General features: G+C 40.2%; 25 protein-coding genes. 16 read left to right on the top strand and 9 right to left on the bottom strand.

Features of this window, described 5'->3' with window-relative positions; genetic code table 11:
- Positions 1-72 precede the first annotated feature (72 nt).
- From CQA63_RS05370 to CQA63_RS05350, 5 genes are all read left to right on the top strand, one after another.
- Positions 73-843 carry a glycosyltransferase family A protein gene (locus tag CQA63_RS05370; RefSeq protein WP_158655483.1) on the top strand — a complete coding sequence of 257 codons (771 nt, stop codon included), beginning with the start codon at positions 73-75 and terminating at the stop codon, positions 841-843.
- A gap of 65 nt (positions 844-908) precedes the next feature.
- Positions 909-1,769: a phosphatidate cytidylyltransferase gene (locus tag CQA63_RS05365; protein WP_104700155.1), complete on the top strand. Its 861-nt coding sequence runs from the start codon at positions 909-911 to the stop codon at positions 1,767-1,769.
- Positions 1,770-1,779: 10 nt separating this feature from the next.
- The gene (gene dxr / locus CQA63_RS05360; protein WP_104700154.1) at positions 1,780-2,895 is read left to right on the top strand and encodes a 1-deoxy-D-xylulose-5-phosphate reductoisomerase; all 1,116 of its coding nucleotides are present in this window, start codon (positions 1,780-1,782) and stop codon (positions 2,893-2,895) included.
- Positions 2,882-4,069: a M20 metallopeptidase family protein gene (locus CQA63_RS05355; protein ID WP_104700153.1), complete on the top strand. Its 1,188-nt coding sequence runs from the start codon at positions 2,882-2,884 to the stop codon at positions 4,067-4,069. The genes dxr and CQA63_RS05355 overlap by 14 nt, the downstream gene beginning before the upstream one ends.
- Positions 4,070-4,210: 141 nt before the next feature.
- A complete protein-coding gene (locus CQA63_RS05350) occupies positions 4,211-4,903 on the top strand; it encodes an outer membrane beta-barrel protein (RefSeq protein WP_104700152.1) in 693 nt (230 codons plus the stop codon).
- A 157-nt stretch (positions 4,904-5,060) separates the two neighbouring features.
- On the opposite strand, the gene CQA63_RS09815 is transcribed toward CQA63_RS05350, so the two are convergent.
- Positions 5,061-5,222 (bottom strand): hypothetical protein, encoded by a 162-nt coding sequence (locus tag CQA63_RS09815; RefSeq protein WP_170128378.1) that lies wholly within the window; start codon positions 5,220-5,222, stop codon positions 5,061-5,063.
- A gap of 364 nt (positions 5,223-5,586) precedes the next feature.
- Between CQA63_RS09815 and CQA63_RS05345 the strand changes: the two genes are divergently transcribed.
- The 7 genes from CQA63_RS05345 to CQA63_RS05320 all read left to right on the top strand — a co-directional run bounded on the left by CQA63_RS05345 (position 5,587) and on the right by CQA63_RS05320 (position 11,169).
- Positions 5,587-6,342 (top strand): hypothetical protein, encoded by a 756-nt coding sequence (locus CQA63_RS05345; RefSeq protein ID WP_104700151.1) that lies wholly within the window; start codon positions 5,587-5,589, stop codon positions 6,340-6,342.
- A gap of 48 nt (positions 6,343-6,390) precedes the next feature.
- Positions 6,391-7,389 (top strand): DNA polymerase III subunit delta, encoded by a 999-nt coding sequence (gene holA, locus CQA63_RS05340; RefSeq protein WP_104700150.1) that lies wholly within the window; start codon positions 6,391-6,393, stop codon positions 7,387-7,389.
- 71 nt (positions 7,390-7,460) lie between these two features.
- On the top strand, positions 7,461-7,859 hold the full coding sequence (gene rpsF, locus CQA63_RS05335) for a 30S ribosomal protein S6 (RefSeq protein ID WP_104700149.1): 399 nt from the start codon (positions 7,461-7,463) through the stop codon (positions 7,857-7,859).
- A gap of 39 nt (positions 7,860-7,898) precedes the next feature.
- Positions 7,899-8,390 carry a single-stranded DNA-binding protein gene (locus CQA63_RS05330; RefSeq protein WP_104700148.1) on the top strand — a complete coding sequence of 164 codons (492 nt, stop codon included), beginning with the start codon at positions 7,899-7,901 and terminating at the stop codon, positions 8,388-8,390.
- 9 nt (positions 8,391-8,399) lie between these two features.
- Positions 8,400-8,654, top strand: coding sequence for a 30S ribosomal protein S18 (gene rpsR, locus CQA63_RS05325; RefSeq protein ID WP_104700147.1), 255 nt, complete (start codon positions 8,400-8,402; stop codon positions 8,652-8,654).
- 47 nt (positions 8,655-8,701) lie between these two features.
- The gene (locus CQA63_RS09810) at positions 8,702-8,869 is read left to right on the top strand and encodes a hypothetical protein (RefSeq protein WP_158655481.1); all 168 of its coding nucleotides are present in this window, start codon (positions 8,702-8,704) and stop codon (positions 8,867-8,869) included.
- Between the two features lie 410 nt (positions 8,870-9,279).
- Positions 9,280-11,169, top strand: a complete 1,890-nt coding sequence (locus CQA63_RS05320) for an MMPL family transporter (protein ID WP_233706631.1) — start codon at positions 9,280-9,282, stop codon at positions 11,167-11,169.
- Between the two features lie 231 nt (positions 11,170-11,400).
- Here the strand turns inward: CQA63_RS05320 and rpsO are convergent, their stop codons facing one another.
- Positions 11,401-11,673 carry a 30S ribosomal protein S15 gene (gene rpsO / locus CQA63_RS05315; protein WP_104700146.1) on the bottom strand — a complete coding sequence of 91 codons (273 nt, stop codon included), beginning with the start codon at positions 11,671-11,673 and terminating at the stop codon, positions 11,401-11,403.
- 199 nt (positions 11,674-11,872) lie between these two features.
- Between rpsO and CQA63_RS05310 the strand changes: the two genes are divergently transcribed.
- Together CQA63_RS05310 and CQA63_RS09805 are read left to right on the top strand one after the other, a co-directional pair.
- Entirely contained in the window at positions 11,873-12,358 is a 486-nt protein-coding gene (locus CQA63_RS05310) for a hypothetical protein (protein ID WP_104700145.1), read from the top strand.
- A 17-nt stretch (positions 12,359-12,375) separates the two neighbouring features.
- Positions 12,376-12,552: a hypothetical protein gene (locus CQA63_RS09805; protein WP_158655480.1), complete on the top strand. Its 177-nt coding sequence runs from the start codon at positions 12,376-12,378 to the stop codon at positions 12,550-12,552.
- Positions 12,553-12,768: 216 nt separating this feature from the next.
- Here CQA63_RS09805 and rpoD read toward each other — a convergent pair whose 3' ends face one another.
- The 5 genes from rpoD to CQA63_RS05285 all read right to left on the bottom strand — a co-directional run bounded on the left by rpoD (position 12,769) and on the right by CQA63_RS05285 (position 17,929).
- Positions 12,769-14,640, bottom strand: coding sequence for an RNA polymerase sigma factor RpoD (gene rpoD, locus CQA63_RS05305; protein WP_104700144.1), 1,872 nt, complete (start codon positions 14,638-14,640; stop codon positions 12,769-12,771).
- A gap of 110 nt (positions 14,641-14,750) precedes the next feature.
- Positions 14,751-15,698 carry a thiamine pyrophosphate-dependent enzyme gene (locus CQA63_RS05300; RefSeq protein WP_104700143.1) on the bottom strand — a complete coding sequence of 316 codons (948 nt, stop codon included), beginning with the start codon at positions 15,696-15,698 and terminating at the stop codon, positions 14,751-14,753.
- A 9-nt stretch (positions 15,699-15,707) separates the two neighbouring features.
- Positions 15,708-16,928 carry a 2-oxoacid:ferredoxin oxidoreductase subunit alpha gene (locus CQA63_RS05295; protein ID WP_104700142.1) on the bottom strand — a complete coding sequence of 407 codons (1,221 nt, stop codon included), beginning with the start codon at positions 16,926-16,928 and terminating at the stop codon, positions 15,708-15,710.
- Between the two features lie 9 nt (positions 16,929-16,937).
- Positions 16,938-17,348, bottom strand: coding sequence for a 4Fe-4S dicluster domain-containing protein (locus tag CQA63_RS05290; RefSeq protein ID WP_104700141.1), 411 nt, complete (start codon positions 17,346-17,348; stop codon positions 16,938-16,940).
- 20 nt (positions 17,349-17,368) lie between these two features.
- Positions 17,369-17,929 (bottom strand): pyruvate flavodoxin oxidoreductase subunit gamma, encoded by a 561-nt coding sequence (locus CQA63_RS05285; protein WP_104700140.1) that lies wholly within the window; start codon positions 17,927-17,929, stop codon positions 17,369-17,371.
- A 298-nt stretch (positions 17,930-18,227) separates the two neighbouring features.
- Here CQA63_RS05285 and trpS point away from each other — a divergent pair, with 298 nt between their 5' ends.
- Both trpS and glnA read left to right on the top strand, forming a co-directional pair.
- A complete protein-coding gene (gene trpS / locus CQA63_RS05280) occupies positions 18,228-19,220 on the top strand; it encodes a tryptophan--tRNA ligase (protein WP_104700139.1) in 993 nt (330 codons plus the stop codon).
- Positions 19,221-19,310: 90 nt separating this feature from the next.
- Positions 19,311-20,750, top strand: a complete 1,440-nt coding sequence (gene glnA / locus CQA63_RS05275) for a type I glutamate--ammonia ligase (protein WP_104700138.1) — start codon at positions 19,311-19,313, stop codon at positions 20,748-20,750.
- An 86-nt stretch (positions 20,751-20,836) separates the two neighbouring features.
- Here the strand turns inward: glnA and CQA63_RS05270 are convergent, their stop codons facing one another.
- Positions 20,837-22,153, bottom strand: coding sequence for an outer membrane family protein (locus CQA63_RS05270; protein ID WP_104700137.1), 1,317 nt, complete (start codon positions 22,151-22,153; stop codon positions 20,837-20,839).
- A 121-nt stretch (positions 22,154-22,274) separates the two neighbouring features.
- The gene (locus tag CQA63_RS05265) at positions 22,275-23,168 is read right to left on the bottom strand and encodes an aspartate carbamoyltransferase catalytic subunit (protein ID WP_104700136.1); all 894 of its coding nucleotides are present in this window, start codon (positions 23,166-23,168) and stop codon (positions 22,275-22,277) included.
- Between the last annotated feature and the right edge of the window lie 15 nt (positions 23,169-23,183).

Raw genomic sequence — 23,183 nt, 5'->3', positions numbered from 1 at the left:
CTTTAGACTTAAAATGCGCTATTTTCTTCACAATAAGCGCATAATGGGGGGGGGGGGCATAAACACACTCCTATGCTTATTGTCTCCCTCACCTCCTATCCCAAAAGAATGCACATTATCCACCATGTGCTCTACTCGCTTTTTAATCAAACGCTTTTGCCAGATAAAATCATTCTCTATCTTAGTGTGCAAGAATTCCCCGAGCGCAACTCCTCCCTCCCCAAAACGTTGCTTTGCTTCCTTAAGCTAGGCTTAGAAATTAAATGGGTAGAAGAAAACTTAAGAAGCTATAAAAAGCTTATCTACGCCCTAAGAGAATTCCCCAATGAAATTCTCATAACCGCTGATGATGACACACTCTACCCTAACACTTGGCTTGAGAAGCTCTATTATGCCTATAAGCAACAACCCTCTTATATCCATGCCCATAGAGCCCATCGCATACGTTTTGATGAGCTTACTCACCTCCTCCCCTATAAACAATGGACTCCCTGCATATCTTATACGCAAACCACGCCCTCATTTTTAAACTTCCCCACAACGGGCGGGGGCGTGCTTTACCCTCCAAAGAGTCTCCATGCAAAAGTCCAAGATGTTGCTACCTTTATGGAGCTCTGCCCCCATGCTGATGATATTTGGTTTTGGGCAATGGCTGTGCTTCACGGGAGCAAGATAAATGTCGTGCAAGATAATTTTAATACCTTTAATGGCTTTGAACATAGCGGCGAGCCTTTATATAAGCTAAATTACACGCAAAACTATAATGACATTCAACTTGCCAATATTTTTGCCCATTTCCCCCAACTCAAAGACAAGCTCACCTCCTCCCTTCAAACCCTTTAAATATTGAATCTAAAAAACTTTAATGCTACAATCTTTGCACATATTTATAAGGCAAAGGATAGGTTATGGACAATACTTCAAATGAGCAAAAGAGCCCACCACTCAAAACACGTATAAAAGATTCTATCAAAATGCGCTTTTTAGCAGATAAGGCGAGATTTATCACTGCCTTTATTTTAATTGCATTACTTATTATTGTCTTAAGTGTGAATTCTCCACTGCTTACGTGCATAGTCCTAGCCATTCTCTCCCTCATAGCCATACAAGAATCACTTCTGCTCTATAATCTTAACCCCGCTCCTCATTATTACATCGCCACGATATGTGCATGGATATTGGCATATTTCAATGGGCGCATTATTGAATCTGCACTTTTTTTACTCATTATCTATGCCTCCTACATCGCCTATAGCAAAAAGCTCTCCCCTAAAGCCCTGCTTCCCTTTATCTACCCACTCTTGCCATTTTTAAGCATTTATGCTCTTTATAAAGACGCAGCAGGGGCGAGTATATGGGTGATTGTATGGCTTATTGTAATCGTAGCCTTTACCGATAGCGGTGCATATTTTGGGGGCAAAGCCTTTGGCAAAACGCCCTTTTGTGCTACCTCACCTAAAAAAACTATCGAAGGGGTGATTTGTGGAGTGATTTGTGGAGTGGTCTTTGGCTCTCTTGTAGGCATTGGCACATGCGGGAGCTTTTTATCCTCACTCTTTATTAGCCTTATTGTCAGCATAAGTGCGGTATTTGGCGATTTATTTGAGAGCTATCTTAAACGCGAAGCGGGTGTGAAAGATAGCGGGCATTTACTCCCCGGGCATGGAGGCGTGCTTGATAGGCTTGATGCGATACTTTTTGGCGCAGTGGTTATGCACTTTTTGCTTTTCTTCCTCCCAGCTTATAATGACATTATCATTATGCTTTAAAGTGTAGCTGATGATTCTACTTGGGAGTACAGGGAGCATTGGCACAAACGCCCTAAAAGTCGCTGCACATTTCCATATCCCTATAGAATCACTCTCTGCGGGTAAAAACATTCACCTTTTAAATGAACAAATAGCCCTCTATAAGCCTAAATATGTTTGCATAGCCGATAAAGAAGATTCCCATAAGCTTATTCAAGGCAATTACACACTTTTTACCGGGAGTGAGGGTATTTTAGAGATGATAGCCTCTTCGCGCTCTTCACTGGTGCTTAATGCCCTTGTAGGCTTTGCAGGACTACAGCCTAGCTTTAAAGCCCTAGAATGTCAAAAAAGCCTAGCCCTTGCCAATAAAGAAACGCTCGTAAATGCAGGCTGGCTTTTAGAATCTGCCCAAATCACACCCATTGATAGTGAGCATTTTGGCTTATGGTATCTCTTAAATAATCGCCCCTTTAGCAAGCTCTACATTACCGCAAGCGGTGGGGCTTTAAGAGACTACCCCTTAAGTCAAATCCAAAATGCCGGGCTAGAAGTAGTCCTTAAACACCCTAATTGGCAAATGGGGCAGAAAATCACCTTAGATTCAGCCACAATGGTAAATAAGCTTTTTGAGCTCCTAGAAGCACGTTGGATATTTAAAAGCACTGCTATTTCTGCGCTTATAGAGCCAAGCTCCACACTCCATGCGCTCATAGAATATGAAGATAAAAGTATTACCGCCCACATTAGCACTCCGGATATGAAGCTCCCTATCGCTTATGCGCTTAATCTCCCCCTTGCCTCCACGCAGCCCCTTATTAAGCCCCTAGACTTATTTTCACTCTCTCTTCATCTTAAACCCATTAGCACGGAGCGGTATCCTTTATGGCAGCTTAAAGATAGCTTGCTCCAAACTCCGCAGCAAGGCGTGGTCCTTAATGCAAGTAATGAAGTAGCCATCTCACACTTTCTCTCTAAGCACATTCCCTTTGGAGATATAAGCAAGCTTGTGCTAGATATTATGGAACATCATGCAAGCTTTGATTTTGGCTCGCTTCATAGTTTAGAGTCTATCCAAGCCCTTGATAAAGAGGTGCGCACTCAAAGTATGCAATGGCTAAAAAGGAGGGGATATGGAGGCATTTAATATTAGCCCGGATTTGCTTTGCTTACAGGAGGAGGGTTTTAGCTTTCGCCATACCTTGCATAAAATCCCAGAATCTTCAGGTGCAGAGTTTAAAACTGCTGCTTTTTGTCAAAATATCTTAAAGCAATGCGGATATACAATCACCACTTATGAGGGCTTCACAGGCTTTATCGCTAATCTCCAAGCCCCCTCCGCCAATGCCCCCACAATCGCTATTAGAGCAGATATGGACGCCCTTGAAATGCCCGATCTCACTCAAAATGAGCATACCTCCACTCATCAGGGCTTAGCGCATAACTGCGGGCATGACTTGCATATGGCTATCGCCCTTTTAAGCGCACTTTATATCTCAAAGCATGCCCAAAAGCTTACTTGCAATGTGCGCCTTATTTTCCAAATGGCAGAGGAGAAGACACATATCCCCGGTGCGGATAAAATGGTAGAGCTTGGCTGTATGAATGAAGTAGATGAAGTCTATGCCCTGCATAATAATGCCGCGCTTGATTATGGGAGCATAGAGATTAAAGAAGGGGTGATGAGCTCCTATGGCAGTATATGGCAGCTTGATATTAAGGGTAAAGCCGCGCATAGCTCAACGCCTCATCTTGGGCTTGATGCCCTGCGTGAGGGGGTGAGAATAGTAGCAGATATGGATTATATTATTAGCAAATGTATCAATCCCTTTCATACAGCAGTGTTCTCATGTGGGAGCTTCCATAGTGGCACAATCGCTAATGGTGTGGCAGATTCTGCGATTCTAAAGGGCTCGCTTCGCGCTATGGATAAGCAAAGTGATGAGATTCTAAAAAACGCCCTTAAAAATATAGAATCTCAAAGTGCCATTCGTGGGTTTGATAGCCATTTTAGCTTCCATAGCTATCCAGCTATTATCAATCACCCTCTTTGTGTGCAAAAGCTCCTTAAAGCCGCTAAAAGCGTCCTTAAAAACCACTCCATGATTACCTACCCTTGCTCGCCTATGAGCGCAAGTGAGGACTTTAGCCATATGATAAATGCCGCCCCGCAAAATAAGGGGGCAATGTATTTTTTAGGAAGTGGCAATGCTCAAAAGGGTATTTGCAATTACTTGCATTCAAACCCCTACTATGTGGAAGATAAAGCCATACTGATAGGGGCACAAATATGGATAAACCTTATTTTTGGCAATGAATAGTTGTATATGCAACTAAATGTATCACTTCGGCTAAAATTTGAGTTAAAAAGCATATATTATTTTTATTCTAGGATATAATCAAGGGCTACCTTTTTGGCATTAATGCCATAAAAAGGACAAAACGACACAAAGGATTGCAAGATGAAAAAACTCATTATCTCAGCGGCGTTAAGCACAAGCTTGCTTAGCATAGCAAGCGCGCAAACAAGTGGATTTTTTGTAGGAGTGAATGCAGGCGTGCCTATCACTACTCCCTCATATAGCGGTGCATTATCTACCATTAAGGATAATCTCCCTAAAACCGGCATAGGCTGGGCAATTGGGCTCAATCTAGGCTATAAGCAAGCCTTGAGTGAAGACTATGGCTTACGCTACTATCTTTCATATAATTATAATGAAAGCTATGGAAGCAAAAATGGTGGCTCAAACCCTATGTTTAGCAAGGTAAAGGCAGACATCACGCAACAGCTTATCACTGCCAATGTGGATTTCTACTATAACTTTACTCCCGCTTTTGGTGCATATATTGGTATAGGTGTGGGCTATCAAGGCTTCAAGCCATCATGGAAGCCTACTACTCCTCTAGGCGAGCTTAGCATTGGTGGCTCAAACAAAGGCGGCTTTGCCCTTCCTTTGAATCTCGGGCTAACCTATAACTTCAATGAGACACATCAAATTCTCCTTGGGGCAAAGCTCCCACTTATCGCATATGATTATGAAACTTCTGTGCCGGTTTTGGGTATGCAGCAAGCTCAAACTCCTCCTGCTAGTGCGCCGGGTACTTCAACACTACGAACCTACATTGTGCAAATAGGCTATAGCTATACATTCTAATGCCATTTTGCTCAATACTATTTTGGGGGAGACATTCCCTCAAAATACGCAATTTGCGTCAAAAAAACTTTTTATCTCTAGCCAGCGGGCGTAAGAGCAAAGCCCAAAATCTCTATTTGATTACTAATAAATCTCCATTTTTGTCATATTGAACCCTTTAGGGTGAAACATCTCTAGCCGAATCACTAGAAAATTTACCCCTCTTGTCATTCTGAACCCTCTGCAAGAGGGTGAAGAATTGCTGTTGGCTTTCTAGTAATTCTTTTAGAGATTCTCTAGTCGCTAAGAGAATATTTCGCCTACGTGCTAGAGATGACAATATTGGTTTCCCTATATACAAATAATATTTATGCCTTAAGCAAGAACTTCTCTTTCCCATTACTCCTTCTGCTTTAAGGGCTATTAATCCTTAAAAAGTAAAGTATTATGATACTTTTTGAAACATAGCTATTAATTTAAGAATTACTATCAAAATAAATTTACAATTCTCGTGTTAGAATGAATGGGTATATATTTTTATATATACATAAATTTTTAGGGAGATGTTTCGCCTAAAGGCTAAAACTGGCAAAATTTGTACTCTTATAGAGTAGGCTTAACTTCGGAAATTAATTTGTTAATAGGCAATTTGGGGTAAAAAGCTTAAAAAAATAAAGAAAATAACATACAATAGGAGGCAAGATATGAAAAGACACTTAAAAATATGGGGCTTGTTTGTACTCTTTATATGTGGGGGAGCTTCCTTACAGGCTGTGCCATGTGATAAAGATAGATGTGTAGCTGGGCATATTGGTTTAGGCGGGGCATACTATGGCTTTGGCGGAGAGGATATTAAAAGCTATGGGGGTTATTTAAGTCTGGAGAGCAGATACATATATCTCCAAAGAGCGCAGATTGTGTTAGGGGGGCTTATAGGTGGGGGCTCTACTCTAGCGAGTAATGCGCCCTTTGGTATCACAGATAGTAATACCTTGCTTTTTTATAGCTTTTATGCAAAGCTTGGATTAAATATTGCCTCAAAAGCCACACCGCTATTTCTTAATCTCTTTATCGATCAAAACAAGCACAATGGGCAAATAAGCAATAATAAAGGCTTGTATAGGGAGATTAGCACACTTGGAGCGGAGCTAAGTGGGTTTGTGCCTTTAAGCCAACTTGGCTATTTAGACTATGGGCTTGGCTTAGGCTGGGCTGGAGTAGGGAAATATGAATTCCCACAGCTTAGCTCTAGCCTTAGCATACAAGACTATAGCTATAGATTGCACGCCCATATAGGCATATCTCGCCATATCACTGCCAATACTCTCTACTATGTCAGGCTTATTGGGCAATACTATGACCTTAAAGCCACAGATACAAACCCACAAGCATTATCCTACCCTGCTTCTAGGGACTTTGTAGCGATGATAGAGATAGGCATTAAAGGCTTTGATAAGTAAGCCTAATATGTTAGAATCTTTGGAGTTTCACTCTCTAAGGATTCTTACATGTATAAATCACAGCTTGATACACTCCTTAAAGCCTCTAAACCCCCGCGTATAAGCTTTTTATATGGGGATAACTTTTTAATCAACTACTATAGTAAGAGAATCGCCAAGCTACTAGGGAGTGAGGAGAAGCATACCTTTTATTTTGACGAATACCACAGCCCAACCATTAATGCCCTCCTCTGCCAAAGCTCGCTTTTTAGCTCAAGCTCGCTTGTAGTGCTTAAACTCAATCAAAAAATCTCTAAAACTGATATAGCCCTTTTCTTACAATCACTCTCTAGCAACACCCAAAATGCCCTTATAGTGGAGTATTATCAAGCTTCAAGTAAATCAGCAGCAGACTATGTCAGAGATTGCAAAAGCCTTGCTGGCTATTTCAAGCACCCAAAGATTCCCAATATTGCCGAAGTGCGATTTTATGAACTTAAAGCACATGAATGTATGGAGTTTATGCGCGCTAGGAGCAAGGAGCTCGCCCTCAAGGCAGATGATAGAATCTTGCAGCAAATCCTTAGTTTGCAAAATAACGACCTAGCCCTTTCTTTAAATGAGTTAGAAAAGTTTGTCCTCTATGGGCAAAAACCCATAGAACCAAATGATGTGGATATGCTTTGTGATGGCATAGCAAGCTTTAGCATTCAGGAGTTATGCTATGCCCTTATGGATAAAAAGCCCTTTGTGAAGATGCTACAAACACTCTATGAAGAGGGCGTGAATGAAATCGCTATGATTAGCGAGATTCAAAGGTTTTTTTACCAGCTTTTTTTATTCTACGCTTATATTAAAACCAAAGGCAAGGCTGATGTGAATGAAATCTTAGGCTATAAGCCCCCCGCAGAGATTTTAGAGCATCTAATGAAGTATTGCATACTCTTTAGAGAGAGTGAATATATCTGTATTTTTGAACTACTCTCTACATGGCGATATGAAGTAAGTAAGGGCAGAGCCAAGCAATCCCCCTATATTTTAATTAAAATTCAAGAATTAATTCGATAGAATGCCCCCCTTACACCTTGCTCTTTTGCCTACACACTCGCGAAAGGGCGGTTACACCAAAAGGAGTTAGAATGAAGTTTTATGAGACGATGTTTATCTTAAAACCTACACTTGTAGAAGAAGAAATCAAAACTCGCATTGAGTTTTTTAAAGAAGTCATTACCAAAAATGGCGGAGACATTGAAACCTGCCTTGATATGGGTATGCGTAATCTTGCCTATGAGATTAAAAAGAACAAGCGCGGATATTATTTTGTCATCTACTTTAAAGCAGAGCCAAGCTTGATTAGAGAGCTTGAGCGCAATTACCGCATTAATGAAGAGATTTTGCGCTTTATTGTGATTAAGTATGAAAGTAAAAAAGAGCAAAAAGCATGGCAAACGCTAGTAAATAAAGCCAATCACAAGCCAGAAGTCAAAAAAGAGCCAAAAGCTAGTCCCGCAGAAGAAGCCCCAAAAGCCGATAGTTAGGGAATTCTAAGGAATTCAAGGAAAGAGTAAGGAGGTACTATGTATAACAAAATAATCATGGTAGGAAACCTCACACGAGATGTCGAGCTACGATACTTGCCTAGCGGAAGTGCGCTAGCAACGCTAGGTTTAGCGAGTAATCGGAGGTTTAAAAAGCCAGATGGAAGCCCGGGAGAGGAAGTCTGCTTTGTAGATGTGAAGCTTTTTGGACGTAGTGCCGAAGTGGCGAATCAATACCTCCGCAAGGGCAGCAAAATCCTCATTGAGGGTCGCCTAAGCTTTGAGACATGGAATGACCAAAGTGGTATGAAAAAAAGCAAACACACCATTATCGCTGAAAGTATGCAAATGCTAGATTCCAAACCCTCGAGTGAAAATACCTATAATAACCACCAGTCAAGCTATGATGAGGGTACTCCAAATTATAGCCAGAGCCCAAACTATGGGAATCAATACGGGAATCAAAAGGGAGAAAGCTATTCCCAAAATATCCCTGAAATTAACATCGATGAAGATGAAATACCTTTCTAAGGAGAAAATATGGAAAAGAAAAAATACTCAAAACGATACTGCCGCTACACTGAAGCAAAGCTCGAATTCATTGACTACAAAGATGTAGATATGCTTAAGCACTCACTCTCTGAGCGATATAAAATTATGCCAAGACGTCTCACAGGTAACACAAAACGTTGGCAAGAGCGCGTAGAGGTGGCGATTAAACGTGCAAGACATATGGCACTTATCCCTTATATTGTAGATAGAAAAAAGGTTGTTGAAAATCCTTTCAAAATCTAAAATATTCTTTTGATTTGCCTCTTACAGGGAGCATTAGGCATTTAGCTATGAGAAATACGCTTATGCCTTTGCCCCTCTTAAGTGCTAAAATCCTACCTCCTATCTTATGTGCTAGCAAGGCAAAAACTCAATGTATTCTCTTATGCTTTTGCTTTTCACAAGATGACACAACCCGGAGAATCCTCCAATACATTACCAAACCACGTCTCTTGTAGTATCTAATGCGTGTGCTAAGAATCGCTTCACAAATCCACTAGACAATCCCAATCTTATTATTATGTCTTAGCTTGAGAATCAAGCTAAAAATCTCTTTTGGCGACTAGTGTTTCAAACAGAGATTCTTCGCCTCCTACGCTCCCGCAAGAGCTGACAAACTAACAGATTCGCTTGGGTTGGGAGTGTGAATTCTTCGGCTTTTGCAAAGCCTAAGACATAACAATATGGCTTACTCACAAAAGAAATGAGTTTGTCATATCTTTAGTCTTATCAAGCAAGTGAAGCATTCACAATGAGGGCACCACAAGAATTTAAACAGACATACCTCACCTTAAATCCAAAATAAAGATATAGCAAAATCCACTCACGTCATAAAATATCCTATAATTCCAAAAAGTAAGGAGTAAATGTGAAAAATAAAAGATTTTATATCGTATGTATGTTTATCGCTCTTAGCGTGCTTCTTGCATTTATGCTTATTTTTGATTCTAAAAAGATTAGCCAAGAAGTGCTTGATTTATTCCCAGAGAATGATGATAGAATCACTATTGAGGCTTATAGGCATTTTGCAAGTTCAAAATACATACCCATTTTTATTGAAAAACAAGATGAAGCAGATGAAATCACGCAAGCGCTTAGCCGTATGCCTTATGTTACTTCTGTGATAAGCGATGAGATAGGTAAAGATGCTAGAATCTATGATTTTTTAGCCCATAATGAAGCGTATTTGCTCACTTCTGAGAGTGTGGCTGATATTTTTACCCCACTTTTGCACACCCGGACCCCCATTCACCCACTTCAAGCGCCAAAAGATACAAAGGGATTGCTGATTTTTGCAGAGATTGAAAGCCTAGATGATAAAGTGCTAAAAGCTACATTGGAGGATTTCAAATCTCTCAAACAAGATTACCCAAGCTTGCATTATTTTTCTGCTGATTTTATGCGCGTGGAAAATCTCAGCCTTATCCTCAAAGAAGTGAATCTCCTTTTAGGCTTTGGGGCAGGCGTTTTTCTCGCTTTGTATTTCCTTATTTTGCGTATGCCATTTTTGACTTTAAGCACGATTGCAAGCCTTGTGTTTTCTAATATGCTTGCTATAGTGCTTGTTTTATGGATATACCCTAAGGTAACGATTATGGCTTTAAGCTTTGGTATGGGTATCTCTAATATCGCCCTTGATTATATGCTACATCATCATTTTTTCGGGCTTTATACCTTGAAAAAGCCCCGCTTCAATGCCGCTGTATTTTATGGATATTTCACAACGATGATAGGCTTTGGCGTGTGCTTGTTTATACCATTTCCTCTTTTAGAGCAGCTTTCACTTTATGCGATGATTTCTTTGAGTATTTCTTATGTGCTTTTTGCCTTTGTGTATCCATACATAGGCTTTAAACCCCCAAGGCTTTTTAGAGCAATTTCTACACTCAATAAGCCCCTTTTACCAAGTGTGCTTTTGCTCACCTTGGCTTTTGTGGGCTTTATTTTTGCATTCAATATGCTAAAAATAGACTTTGAGCTATCCAAGCTTGATTACCAAAACAAACCTATGCTTGCAGAAAAAGCCTTGCTTAACTCAATAAAAGATGATAAGTCATCCATATTAATATCCTCCAAGCAGGCTATAGGGCTTATGCTCTTTGCACGCGCTCTTATAACAGAAATAGATGATATAAGGTTTTATACATATCAGGGCGATTGGGAGGGGCAAAGATCATATTATCTCGCCTCTGTGCCAAAAGTTGGGGCAGATAAAGTACTTACTTTGCTTCATTTAGCGCAAAATGGGCAAAGCCATTTGTGGAGTGCAGAGGAGTTGGCAATTATAAAGGCTTCTGATATTTGGCTTGATATGCGCCCATTGGAAGAGATTATTAATGGCTTAGCAAACGCCTCCCCCATGCCATCTCTTTTAATTTTGGCACTTCTGTGTATGCTTGCTATGCTAGCAATCAATATGCCTAAAGCCTTTATCCATACAGCAAGTTTTGTACTTTTTCCTTTAAGTATGGCACTCTGTGCTGTAGCAAGTAAGGGGAGTCTTAATATTATGCACCTTTTTGCCTTGCTAATTCTAGTAGTTATTAGCGTGGATTTTGGGGTATATGCCCTAAAGGAGGGGAATAACCCTAAAACGACGCATGCGATTTTATTTTCTGCACTCACTACGGGCATAGGATTTGGTGTGCTCACCCTCTCACAAACTAAGGCACTCTCATCATTTGGGGAAGTAATTTTTATAGGTATGGGCTGTATGCTTATTTTGCTTATTTTTGGCAAGCGCACTTACAAGCATTAAGTTATATTTGGAATCGCTAGAAATTTTCTTAGATTCTTTTTCTTTTATAAGTGGAGGTTAGGGAATTATTGCCATGTCCTTGCCCTTTAGGGTAAGAATCCCTAAATAAAACCGCTAGAAAGCCAATGGGGATTCTCTAGTAACACTCACGCCCGCAAGAGGCGACAAGGTGGAGAACCATTAGTAGATTTATGAAGAAACCTCTACTAGCAGAGCTACTAAGAGCAAAGCTTATCTATCTTTAAGCTTAAGCTCTGCTATGAGTTTTGCATAACGTGCATATTGAGTCTTTTTAAGATATGCAAGAAGTGATTTCCTATGCCCTACAAGTTTCAAAAGCCCTAAACGACTCGCATGATCTTTTGGGTTTGCTTTTAAATGCTCTGTTAAATCTGCAATTCTCTGTGAAAGCAATGCAATTTGCACTTCGCTTGAACCAGTATCTTTCCCATCTCTTGCAAACTTTGCAATAATCTCTTTCTTTTTCGCCACATCTAAAGCCATGTAAGCCTCCTTGATTGGTATAAATTTAAAGTTTGGATTCTATCCTAATAAGCTAAAAGCAAACTAAATCACCATATCTTACAGAATCTCTCATCTCAAGCTTTACAATATTTTCTTTACCTTTAGAGTAGCTTTTAAACTAAAAATAAGCTAGGGGGGGGGCACAATACGAACTAAATTCAATCTCTAAGGGGCTAATATGAAAAAATGGTGTTTAGGTATTTTGTGTTTTGCGTGCATATATGCAGCAGATTCTATAGAAACACAAGATATTAAAGAAGAGGTTAAAAAAGAGCAGAATATAGATAGGAAACGTTATTTTATAGGTGTAGGTGTGGGCTATGGAGTAAGCCGTATTGATTCAACAAACACTTGGTATCACTATGGAGAAAGCACAAAGGCTGCAAGCTTCTGGGGCATTTACTTTGGAGAAGAGTTTCAAGTAAGTAATAAGGTTCTTGTACGTACCGATACGAGTATCGGTGGCACTTCAGTTGAGTACTCTGATGGTGAATTAAATACAATCACTCTTGGAATAAATATCGATTTGCTATATAACATCGCAAGTCAAATTGATATATTTGCTGGCTTAGGTCTTGGATTTAATTTCTTTAGTGGTGAGCTTATGTGGAAACTTGCAGAGAGAGGATTTAAAGCACATCTGGTGATTGGAATCCATGGATAAACCTAGGGGTAAGGAAAGTGTTTAATGATAAGCACAGCTTAGAGCTTTTTGCAAAAATGCCCATCTTGCCAACCACTATTATTGACTCTCAAAGTGCCTACAACTACCTAACAGGCACCACAGGCACTCTAAAAATACAAGATAGAACCTACATTCTTGGATTAGCTTATAAATATCTCTTTGGCTGGAAATAAAATTTAAGATTCTATCCTTAGGCTAGATTACACAATAATATGCTTGTATGCAAAGCTATAAAACTTCAATAAAGCTTCTCTACAAGCCCACTCCGCTAAGTTAAACTCTCTCTTAAGAATCTCTAAAACTAGCAACGCTCTTACACATCTTACGTTTTTGCACATCTTATCAGTACAAGTCACTAGAATATGCGATTTCTAAAACAAGTGGCTCATCTACTCTTCAATGTAGTTTTTCAGCTTGCGTCCTACTTTTGGGTGTTTGAGTTTTTTGATAGCACTTGATTCTATCTGTCGCACTCTCTCGCGCGTTACATTAAGCTCTTTGCCAATTTCCTCTAATGTCCTATCGCTCTCATCATCTAAAAGCCCAAAGCGCATACGTATCACCGCCTTTTCTCGATCATTAAGCTGCTCTAGTACCTCATCAATTTGCACTTTCAAATCTTCTTTTAAAATATAATCCATAGGACCAACTGAATTTTTATCCTCTACAAAATCCCCAAATTTCCCATCATCATCACTTCCTATAGGCGCATCAAGGCTCACGGGCTCTTTTGTGATTTTAATAACATTTTTCACCTTATCAAGGGGCAGTCCCACTTCCTTAGCGATAAACTCCATATCCGCCTCTCTGCCTGTTTCTTGTACATGTTTGCGCATAATTTTGTGGATTCTATTAATCGTTTCTATCATATGGATAGGGATACGAATCGTGCGGGCTTGGTCTGCGATAGCGCGAGAAATCGCCTGCCGAATCCACCAAGTCGCATAAGTAGAGAACTTAAAGCCCTTTTTGTACTCAAATTTATCCACAGCTTTCATAAGCCCAATATTGCCCTCTTGTATCAAATCAAGGAATGGCAACCCACGATTTGTGTAACGTTTAGCTATACTCACCACAAGGCGGAGATTGGACTTCGCCATTTTTGCCTTTGCCTTATCTGAAATGGATTTCCCACGTTTGACTTGCTCTAAGATTTCTTTAAGCTTTTCGGGGTCTAAATCAAAGCCTCCCTCGCTTGCCTCTTTGGTTTGAAATAACTTCTTAAGCTCTACATACACGCTTACCATAGTGGTTTCTGGCACCATTGCAGCGATTTCATCGCGAGTCATATTAGTGATATTGGAGAGAATCTTCTGATGATTTTGCACCAAGCTATCATTAAATAAAGGGAGTTTATACTCAAGCCTTTTAAGCTCACGCTCAAAGCCATCGCCACTTTTAAGCGTATTTTCCATAGCTTTAACAAGCTCACTTATAAGCTTGCTCGTAGGTCCTAAATCTAAAAGTTTTGTCTTAAGGATATGCTTTTTATGAGAAAGAAGTAAAATATAACTTAGCTCATCTTCACTATCGCTGGATGGGTTTTCTAGCACTTTAAGCCACTCTCTTTTTGCCTTATCAAGTGCCTTAAAACTCTCCATAACCTTCTCTATACGTTTTTGGTCTTTTTTAGAATTTGCCTTGCGTGCAGACTCCTCCTCTTCATTTATATCAAAATCCTCTTCCTCATCATTACTCTCCTCTTCTTCATCATCAAAGCTCTTAAAAAGCTCTTTTACACGCCTTTCGCGATTAATCAGCGCATCTTTATAATCATAAATAAAATCTATCAAATAAGGCACAGAGCAAATCGCATCAAGAATGGTATTTTCACCAAGCTCAATTTGCTTACTTAAGCTTATCTCCTCTTCTTTTGTGAGAAGCGGTATCTGCCCCATTTCGCGCAAATACATACGCACAGGGCTATCACTTCTGCTCCACTCAAGCAATTCCTTATCTTTCATAAAGTCAAATTCATCTTCAAGCTCTTCATCAAGCATTTTTTTTCTATCGGCTTGTCGCTTGATTTTATCTTGAGTATTTAGAATCTTTGCCACCTCCGAAGAGCTTAAAAGCTGCTTTTTGTACTTTTTACTTAATTCTCTGACTTTTTTTACTTGTGCATGTGTGGGGGCTTTAAGGATAGTTTGGGCGATCTTTTCGTATGTAATATAATCGCTATCTTCTTCTTTAAAAAGATTTTCTAATTCAACATTCACTTCTTTTGACTTTTTATTAACTTTGTCGGATTTCTCTTGCATAATGTATCCTTGGCAGTGAATTGATAGTGCGGGATTGTATCTAAAATTGCACACATTTTGATTAATCACTCCCTTAAGCTATTTCTAAGGGAGTGTGAAAAAAGGGGGAGTTATTTTGAATTCAGTTCTTCCATACGTTGGAGATATTCCCAGCGAGCTTCTACATCTTTTTGAAACTGCGCGATAATATGTTCATTTTCAGGCTTGAAGAGATGCTTAAAGCGACCTTGTGCGCCCAAATAGTCCCGCACAGGCACGACATTGCGCGGACGATAAGTAATATGCAACTCCACGCCATTAATAATCTCAAACAATGGAAACACAAGCGAATCAACTGCCAAATCACTAACCTCAATAGTTTTATAAGATTCAAACCTCCACTCTGTCGTGCAGGCACTCATCGCATTAATAAACGTAGGACCCTCTGTATCAATGGCTCGCTTAATCTTTTTATTCATATCTTTCCATTTATTAGGGGCAACTTGAGCGACATAAGGAGAATGGTGGGCTGCCATAATGAAAATTAAATCTTTCTTACGCTCCTTTTTGCCATAGCTAGCACTTCCAGCAGGAGTCGTTGAAGTGCTAGAGCCAAAGGGCGTGGAGCTACTTCTCTGCCCACCGGTATTAGCATATACTTCATTATCAAGGCAAATATAAGTAATATCATGCCCTCTCTCAAAGCACCCACTAATCCACTGAAAGCCAATATCATAAGTCGCGCCATCGCCACCAAATGCCACAAACTTAGGACGTTCGCCTTTATATCTGCCCTTACGTGAGAGGGCTTTATACATAGCTTCTGCACCAGCTACAGCCGTAGAGCCATTTTCAAACCCAATGTGAATCCAAGGCACGTCCCAACTTGTATGAGGATATACCGCACTTGAGACTTCAAGGCAGCCGGTGGAATTCCCCAAAACAATGGGTCCATCAACAGCATTAAGCACTTCACGTACAATCATACCATGAGCGCACCCGGGGCAAAGCAAATGCGCACCTTCAAATTTTTTTGATGATTTTTGAAATTCTTTAAGATTCTTAACTTCCTTTACCATGTGTTCTCCTTAAAAAAAGCTCATCTTAGGTCCGCGAAGTCCTAACATTTGCTGAAGTGGATGGGTAAGCTTACCTGCTTTCGCGTTTGCATTAAGTTCAATAAAAATGCCTTCTAAATGAGCTTGCGTTAAATCCCGTCCGCCAAGCCCATAAATGTAGTTTGACATAATAGGATGGGCATTTGCGACAAGGGCGGCAGCGGCAAACTCATTAAAAAGCATACCCATAGCCCCAGCAGGAAGACTTCTATCAATGCAAGCGATAGCCTGCAAGCCTTTGAGGGCTTCACCTACCTCTTTAATGGGGAAAGGGCGCAAGGAACGTATGGAGATTACCCCCGCCTTAATACCCTGCTCTTTACGCACTTTTTTAGCCGCTACGCGGGCAGATTCTACACTTGTGCCAAGGGCTACAATAGCTACATTAGCATCTTCTAAATCATAAGTTTCTACAAGCTTATACTTACGACCAGACAATTTGGCAAACAATTCAAACACTTCTTCTATCACCACTGCAGAATCCATAATCCCCTTATGCAATTGCGCCTTATGCTCAAAATGCCAGTCTTCCTCTGTTTGTGCGCCATAGGTTACAGGGTTAGAAAAATTCAGCATAGGATTATGCGGGATATAATCGCCAATGAACTTATATGCGACCTCATCGGTAAAAGGGCGCACAGATTGGGCTGTGTGAGAGCAGATAAAGCCATCTTGATTAACAATCACAGGCACTCTTACACGCATATCTTCAGCAATTTTAAACGCCATAAGATTAAAGTCATACGCCTCTTGTGGATTATAAGTGCAAAGATTCACCCAGCCTGTATCGCGACTAAGATACATATCAGAGTGGTCGCCATTTACATTCAAAGGTGCAGCAAGTGCGCGATTAACGAGATTTAAGACAATAGGCAAACGCATACCAGAAGCTTGGTAAAGCACTTCCACCATTAATGCAAAGCCTTGAGAACTTGTAGCAGTTGCTACCCGTCCTCCCGCTGCTGCTGCCCCTACACACGCACTCATAGCTGCATGCTCAGATTCAACCATTACAAACTCACCATCAATATAGCCATTACTCACATAGCTCCCATAATTTTGCACAATAGGTGTAGAGGGAGTGATAGGATAGGCAGCCACTACATCTATTTGAGCTTGACGAAGTGCCTGCGAAGCTGCGGTATTGCCATCCCATACTTCAACATCTCGTAATTCCATTACCTTAGCCATACTCTCCTCCTATAGGTTATTCTGCGATTTTTTGGGCTCTTTGGCAGGCCATTCTTTGATTGCTTCATCATTATCTTTATGGTCGCTAAACATAAGTAACGACTTAGGATTAGTGGGACATACATCTACACATACCCCACAACCCTTGCAATGCACATAATCCACACCCGCAAGCTTATCATCGCTTGTAAGGATAGCCGCATCAGGGCAGAAAACCCAGCAATTAAAGCAATTAATGCAGATATTGCTATTATGCACGGGCTTTTCCACACGCCAATGCGCCACGCTATCGCTAAAAGAGCTATCACCACTATATGTCCTCTCACTCTTATAAAGCTCCATAGCCCCATCTACACCCTTTTTAAAAGGAAAAAGCACAGAGCCTATTTCAAATTCGTCCCAATCTTTTAATTTATCCATCTTTTCTCCTTTATTTTGTGCTATTTGACTTCTTCATACGCTCGAGTAATGGCTACTTTATTTGCTTCAATCACTTGTGGGGGGAGCTTTTTACCCAATACTTTTGAAAAAGCCTCTAAAAAGAAATCAAGCTTAAGCATGCCAGATACTCTCATTAATGCCCCAAGCATAGGCGCATTGGGAATAGACTTGCCTAATGCGTCAATAGAAATCTGAATACAATCAAGTGTGTAAATTTCTTTAGTGGCTAATTCAGGCTTTTTGTCTATAAGCTCTTCTTTACTTAAGCGCGTGGTAATAATATATTTCGTCTCTGGCTTGTCATAAAGGCAAATATTAGTAATAAACACAAGCCCCGGGTCAATCACTAAAATATAATCAGGATTCATAAATTTCTCATGGTTAAGAATAGGTTGGGAATCTATTCGATTATAAGCAGTCATTGAAGCGCCACGTTTTGCAGAACCATAAAAGGCAAAAGCTTGTACCTCTTTGCCAGTCCCTGCAATCACATCAGCTAAACCTTTTGCACCTGTTACAGCACCTTGTCCAGCACGAGAATGCCATCGTATTTCAAGCATCGCATCTCCTCCCTTACTTTATAGATTTGGGGGATTCTAACGCAGTTTTGCTTAATATTCGTATCATTTTGAAACAATTTTGATAACTCTATTTTGCCAAAGAGGTAGAATCTACACAATTTTGTAAAAAAATTTTTTACTATTTGCTTTCTCTACATTCACAAAAGCCTTTACTCTGGCTTATCACACTTCTTACAAGCATTCAATCAGGCATTCAAATTATGTTTAATATAACCTTATCCTTAAGGCAAACATCATATAATGCACCTTTATATAGAAAACTCTTCAAAGGGACAATATGCAAGCACAAAAAAAACGTATCTTCTCGGGCATTCAGCCTAGCGGTAACATTCATTTAGGCAATTACTTAGGGGCGGTGCGGCATTGGGTAGATTCTCAAGATGAGTATGAAAATATCTTTTGTGTCGTTAATTCTCATGCCATTACCACACCCCAAGACCCAAAAGAGCTAAGAGAAAAGACTTATGAGCTTGCCACTATCCTTATAGCATGTGGTATTGATACCAATAAATCACATCTCTTTATCCAAAGTCAAATCGATGAGCATGCCGCATTAGCTTGGATTTTAGATTGTCATATTCCTATGGGGGATATGAATCGCATGACACAATTTAAAGACAAAAGTAGCAAAAATCCAAAAAACATTAATGTAGGTTTATTTAACTACCCCGCGCTTATGGCAGCAGATATTTTGCTCTATCAAGCCCATTATGTGCCCGTAGGGGAGGACCAAAAGCAGCATTTAGAGCTTACGCGAGATGTGGCTTTGCGGTTTAATAAGCAATATGGGGAGTGCTTTACCATCCCAGAGCCGATGATTCCCAAAGTGGGGGCGCGCATTATGGGGTTAGATAACCCACAAGTGAAAATGAGCAAATCCGCCCAAAGTGAAAATAATGCGATTTTTCTCCTTGATAGCCCTGAAGTGATTATACGTAAAATCAAAAGAGCAGTTACAGATTCTCAAACTGATATTGTCTTTGACCAAAGTCGTGCAGGTATTTATAATCTTCTTTGTATATATGAGATTCTCACCCAGCAAAGCAGGCAAGATATACAAGCAACTTTTGAGGGCAAGGGGTATGGGCATTTTAAAAACGCTCTAGCCGAAGTCATCATAGAATCTTTGCACCCTATCCGCGAGACTTATGCAAAACTAAGTAGCGATAAAGGCTATATCCAAGATGTGCTTACACAAAGCGCACAAACACTAAAGCCCATAGCCAAGGCTACCTATGAGCGCACAAAAACACTCATAGGGCTTATATAGCAATTAAGGGGTCTAAGCCCTTGCATTTAATAAAGCTTAGTGCCATTGTGTTATAATCCTAGCATTTACATAAATAAGTGGAGCGTGGAGATGAGTAAAATACATATCGATAAGCAGGCTGTGGCAGAGTTTTTTAAATTTTGCGATGAGAATGAAGTGGAATTTATCGACTTTCGATTTAGCGATATTAAGGGTATATGGCATCATGTAAGTTTCTCAAGAAGTGCCATTAGTGAAGAAAGCTTTGAGGGGATTCCATTTGATGGTAGCTCTATCCCTGCATGGCAGCCTGTCGATAAATCTGATATGATGCTTATCCCTGAGCCTGTGCGATACTTCATAGACCCCTTTAGTGCAGATACTACAGCTGTGGTATTTTGTGATATTTGGGATATTTATAAAAATGAGCCTTATGAGAAATGCCCACGAAGCATTATCAAACGCGCTATGAAATATCTTAAAGAAAGCGGCATTGGTGATGTGGCATATTATGGTCCAGAAAATGAATTTTTTGTCTTTGATTCTATTAAGATTAAAGATTCTGTGAATTGCCAATATTATGAGATAGATTCTGAAGAGGGTGAATGGAATCGCGCTAGAGAATTTGAAGGTGGCGTGAATATGGGGCATCGCCCCGGCACAAAGGGTGGATACTTCCCTGTGCCTCCTGTAGATTCTATGGTTGATTTACGCGCAGAAATGGTAAAGGTGCTTAATCAAGTAGGGCTAGAGACTTTTGTGCTGCACCATGAAGTCGCACAAGGACAAAATGAAATCGGTGTAAAATTTGGGGATATGCTTGAAGCTGCAGATAATGTGCAAAAGCTTAAATATGTCGTTAAAATGGTAGCCCACCTTAATGGTAAGAGTGCTACTTTTATGCCAAAGCCACTTTATGGGGATAATGGGAGCGGTATGCATGTGCATATTAGTATTTGGAAGGGAGGTAAAAATCTCTTTGCAGGCAATGCCTATCAAGGTTTAAGCGAAATGGCTCTGCATTTCTTAGGCGGCGTGCTTAAACATGCGCGTGCGCTCGCAGCCTTTACCAATCCTAGCACAAACTCCTATAAACGTCTAATTCCGGGCTTTGAAGCACCAAGTATTCTAACCTATAGTGCGCAAAATAGAAGTGCAAGTATTAGAATCCCCTATAACAGCGGAGAAAAAGCCAAACGTATGGAGTTTAGATTCCCCGATAGTTCGGCAAATCCTTATCTTGCCTTTGCAAGTTTATTGCTTGCTGGACTTGATGGCATTAAGCATAAGATTGATCCGGGGGCACCTATGGAGATAAATCTCTTTGAGCTTACGCTTGATGAAATCCGTGAAAAGGGCATTAAACAGCTCCCTCATACCTTACGTCATGCCATTGAAGAAATGCTCGTTGATAAAGCATATCTCAAAGAGGGTGGAGTCTTTAGTGAAGAGTTTATCCAAACCTATAAAGCCTATAAGTTTGAAACAGAAATTTGGCCATGGGAGGGGCGACCTCATCCTTTTGAATTTCTCACTACCTATAGTTGCTAGAGTGCATTGCATTAAACTAAAGGCTTAACTCAACACTCCCCTTTTAGAGGAGTGCAAAATGAGAATGTGATACTAGAGCGCGAATATTAGAAAGTATGTCGGATATAAAAGAAGAGATGACTTCTATCATCGGTGCGCTTTTTATCTAAACTATAGGCTGCTCCATAATACCCTGCCAAGGGATAATAGCCCGCTTTAGTGGCATCACTAAGCCATTCTAGCTTACCCCCTATGCTTATATCATCGCGGATTTTATAGTTGCTAAAAATCGCTACGCTAAGCTCATCGCTTCTAGAGCTATTTGTACCTCTAGCAAGAATCTCCCAAGTGAGCTTGCCATAATCTGCCCCCACGAAAAGAAACCCAGTAATAGCATCTTTACTCACAATATCTGAAAGAGATGGTCCAATATCATAGGCGTTTGCAGTCCATATATCAAGATTAAGCGGACTACCCCAAGTCCCAATAAGCGCATTTGCATTACCAAAATTTTGATAATACCCTGCCCCGAAATGAAAGTTATTTAACTCAAATTTTTGCTCAATATATAAGGTAGCACTTCTGTGCTCAATACCCCTAAATTGATTTTGGCGCACACTTTTATCTTCTCCCCACCAGCCACTTGCGGCTATAGGGAAAATGGTGCGAATTTTTGTTATAGAACGCAAGCCCTGATTCTCAAACTTTGGATTACTATCAAAAGTAAGGCTTAGCCCCGGGGCACTCAATTTACCAGGCACATAGTAGGAAAACCCAGAAACACTAAAATAACCAAAATTTAAGTCTATCCCTAAGGCATGAGTATTGCGAGTAGCTCCTCCATCATACGTGCCATGCACGCGAAAATAGTCATTAAACCATTGATCATAAGCAAAAGCACGACGATTTGATAAAAACCCCCAGAGTTTGAATACACCAAATTGCAAATACCCCTCCGCACCTTGATTATAGCCGCTAAAATACTCTCCTACCTTTCCACTCTGATACCTCCCAAGCTTCAAATAAAGCACATCTTCAAACGTGTATTCTAAAAAGGCATTTTGCACCATGTAGTTTTGCACCCTCTCCTTATCCCAAGAAACGCCAAAATATGAGTTAATAACCGGGCTAAGTCCCAAAGAGCCATCGGTTACATTATGAGTAGAATCAAAAGCTAATCCACCGATCGCCCCTCCTAAGCCTAGTTTAAACCCAGCCCCCAAATGCGCATTAAGATTAACTTGAGAAAACAAAGTCGTAAAGCTATCGGTAGGAGCTGCCCCCGTTTCCTTATTGAGACTTGCATTATTAAACCCCCATTTCGTAAAAGTCTCTGCCGAGCCACTTACTGAAAAGTCAAATGCTGCAACTTGGCTCATACTTAAACCCCAAAAAGCTATATTTGCATATATTAACTTTTTCATTTTTCTTCCTTTCTGATAAAAATTTACGTATTTTTAAAAATACAATATGTATTTTAAATTTTATAAACTTATTTTTCTCTTAACGGAATCTTTTCTTAATATACACTACTCTTTTCATATTTTAAGCACAAATGCAAAATTCTAACACTGCCATACGCACACATACACCATTTGTTACCTGCTCTAAAACCTTGCATCGCGGATCTCTTAGCACTTCATCATCAATATCAATATTGCGATGCACAGGTCCGGGGTGTAAAACAACCACATCTCTATCTCCTAAAATATCAGCAGTAATGCAATATTGTGCAGCATAGTCTTTGAGCGAGCCATAAATTTGCTTATCATGCCTCTCTGTTTGTGTGCGCAAACTCATAAAAACATCAACTTCTTTGGCTATATCGCGCAAATGTGTAGTGGTAGGCAATGTCGTAGGTGGGAGAAAATGCGGAGGCGCGACTAAAATGACTTCTAAACCAAAGCGCGTAAGTAGCTCTATATTGCTATTTGCTACACGTGAGTTTTTAATATCACCAATAATGGCAATTTTTTTGCCTTTTAGATTACTAAAACTATCGCCAAAGTGCTCTTTTAATGTAAGCAAATCAAGCATAGCTTGCGTAGGGTGTGCATGTGCGCCATCACCAGCATTAATAATAGGGCAACTCACCTGTGATTTTAGATAATATCCTGCCCCTGCATTTTTATGGCGGATAATAATGGCATTGGGCTTCATTGCATTGAGATTGGCTGCTGTATCAGACATACTCTCCCCCTTTGTCGTAGAGCTTCTACTCACATCAAGTCGCACTACATCAGCGCTTAGACGTTTAGCAGCAATCTCAAAGCTAGAAAGCGTGCGCGTGGAATTTTCAAAAAAAATGGTAATAATGGTTTTATTTTTAAGATTCTCTCTATGGCGCATATCTTTATATGTTTGAGCTTGCAGGAGGATAGATTGTATTTGAGAAATACTCAGATCGCTTGTGCGGAGAAGATGGCGAGGGGTGTGCATGAAAATCCTTTGATG

The sequence above is a fragment of the Helicobacter marmotae genome, from assembly GCF_003364255.1.
Classification (GTDB): Bacteria; Campylobacterota; Campylobacteria; order Campylobacterales; family Helicobacteraceae; genus Helicobacter_C; species Helicobacter_C marmotae.
Note: the sequence above shows the minus strand (reverse complement) of the source record. Positions and strands in the feature narration are given on the sequence as shown.

Excerpts from the sequence above, each read along its gene's own strand:
- CQA63_RS05365 (WP_104700155.1), top strand. The coding sequence starts at position 909 with ATGGACAATACTTCAAATGAGCAAAAGAGCCCACCACTCAAAACACGT.
- rpsO (WP_104700146.1), bottom strand. The coding sequence starts at position 11,673 with ATGGCTTTAGATGTGGCGAAAAAGAAAGAGATTATTGCAAAGTTTGCA.
- CQA63_RS05345 (WP_104700151.1), top strand. The coding sequence starts at position 5,587 with ATGAAAAGACACTTAAAAATATGGGGCTTGTTTGTACTCTTTATATGT.
- CQA63_RS05290 (WP_104700141.1), bottom strand. The coding sequence starts at position 17,348 with ATGGATAAATTAAAAGATTGGGACGAATTTGAAATAGGCTCTGTGCTT.
- holA (WP_104700150.1), top strand. The coding sequence starts at position 6,391 with ATGTATAAATCACAGCTTGATACACTCCTTAAAGCCTCTAAACCCCCG.
- CQA63_RS05310 (WP_104700145.1), top strand. The coding sequence starts at position 11,873 with ATGAAAAAATGGTGTTTAGGTATTTTGTGTTTTGCGTGCATATATGCA.
- dxr (WP_104700154.1), top strand. The coding sequence starts at position 1,780 with ATGATTCTACTTGGGAGTACAGGGAGCATTGGCACAAACGCCCTAAAA.
- CQA63_RS05370 (WP_158655483.1), top strand. The coding sequence starts at position 73 with ATGCTTATTGTCTCCCTCACCTCCTATCCCAAAAGAATGCACATTATC.
- CQA63_RS05350 (WP_104700152.1), top strand. The coding sequence starts at position 4,211 with ATGAAAAAACTCATTATCTCAGCGGCGTTAAGCACAAGCTTGCTTAGC.
- CQA63_RS09810 (WP_158655481.1), top strand. The coding sequence starts at position 8,702 with ATGAGAAATACGCTTATGCCTTTGCCCCTCTTAAGTGCTAAAATCCTA.
- trpS (WP_104700139.1), top strand. The coding sequence starts at position 18,228 with ATGCAAGCACAAAAAAAACGTATCTTCTCGGGCATTCAGCCTAGCGGT.
- CQA63_RS05355 (WP_104700153.1), top strand. The coding sequence starts at position 2,882 with ATGGAGGCATTTAATATTAGCCCGGATTTGCTTTGCTTACAGGAGGAG.
- rpoD (WP_104700144.1), bottom strand. The coding sequence starts at position 14,640 with ATGCAAGAGAAATCCGACAAAGTTAATAAAAAGTCAAAAGAAGTGAAT.
- CQA63_RS05330 (WP_104700148.1), top strand. The coding sequence starts at position 7,899 with ATGTATAACAAAATAATCATGGTAGGAAACCTCACACGAGATGTCGAG.
- CQA63_RS05265 (WP_104700136.1), bottom strand. The coding sequence starts at position 23,168 with ATGCACACCCCTCGCCATCTTCTCCGCACAAGCGATCTGAGTATTTCT.
- glnA (WP_104700138.1), top strand. The coding sequence starts at position 19,311 with ATGAGTAAAATACATATCGATAAGCAGGCTGTGGCAGAGTTTTTTAAA.
- rpsR (WP_104700147.1), top strand. The coding sequence starts at position 8,400 with ATGGAAAAGAAAAAATACTCAAAACGATACTGCCGCTACACTGAAGCA.
- CQA63_RS05300 (WP_104700143.1), bottom strand. The coding sequence starts at position 15,698 with ATGGTAAAGGAAGTTAAGAATCTTAAAGAATTTCAAAAATCATCAAAA.
- CQA63_RS05295 (WP_104700142.1), bottom strand. The coding sequence starts at position 16,928 with ATGGCTAAGGTAATGGAATTACGAGATGTTGAAGTATGGGATGGCAAT.
- rpsF (WP_104700149.1), top strand. The coding sequence starts at position 7,461 with ATGAAGTTTTATGAGACGATGTTTATCTTAAAACCTACACTTGTAGAA.
- CQA63_RS05270 (WP_104700137.1), bottom strand. The coding sequence starts at position 22,153 with ATGAAAAAGTTAATATATGCAAATATAGCTTTTTGGGGTTTAAGTATG.
- CQA63_RS05285 (WP_104700140.1), bottom strand. The coding sequence starts at position 17,929 with ATGCTTGAAATACGATGGCATTCTCGTGCTGGACAAGGTGCTGTAACA.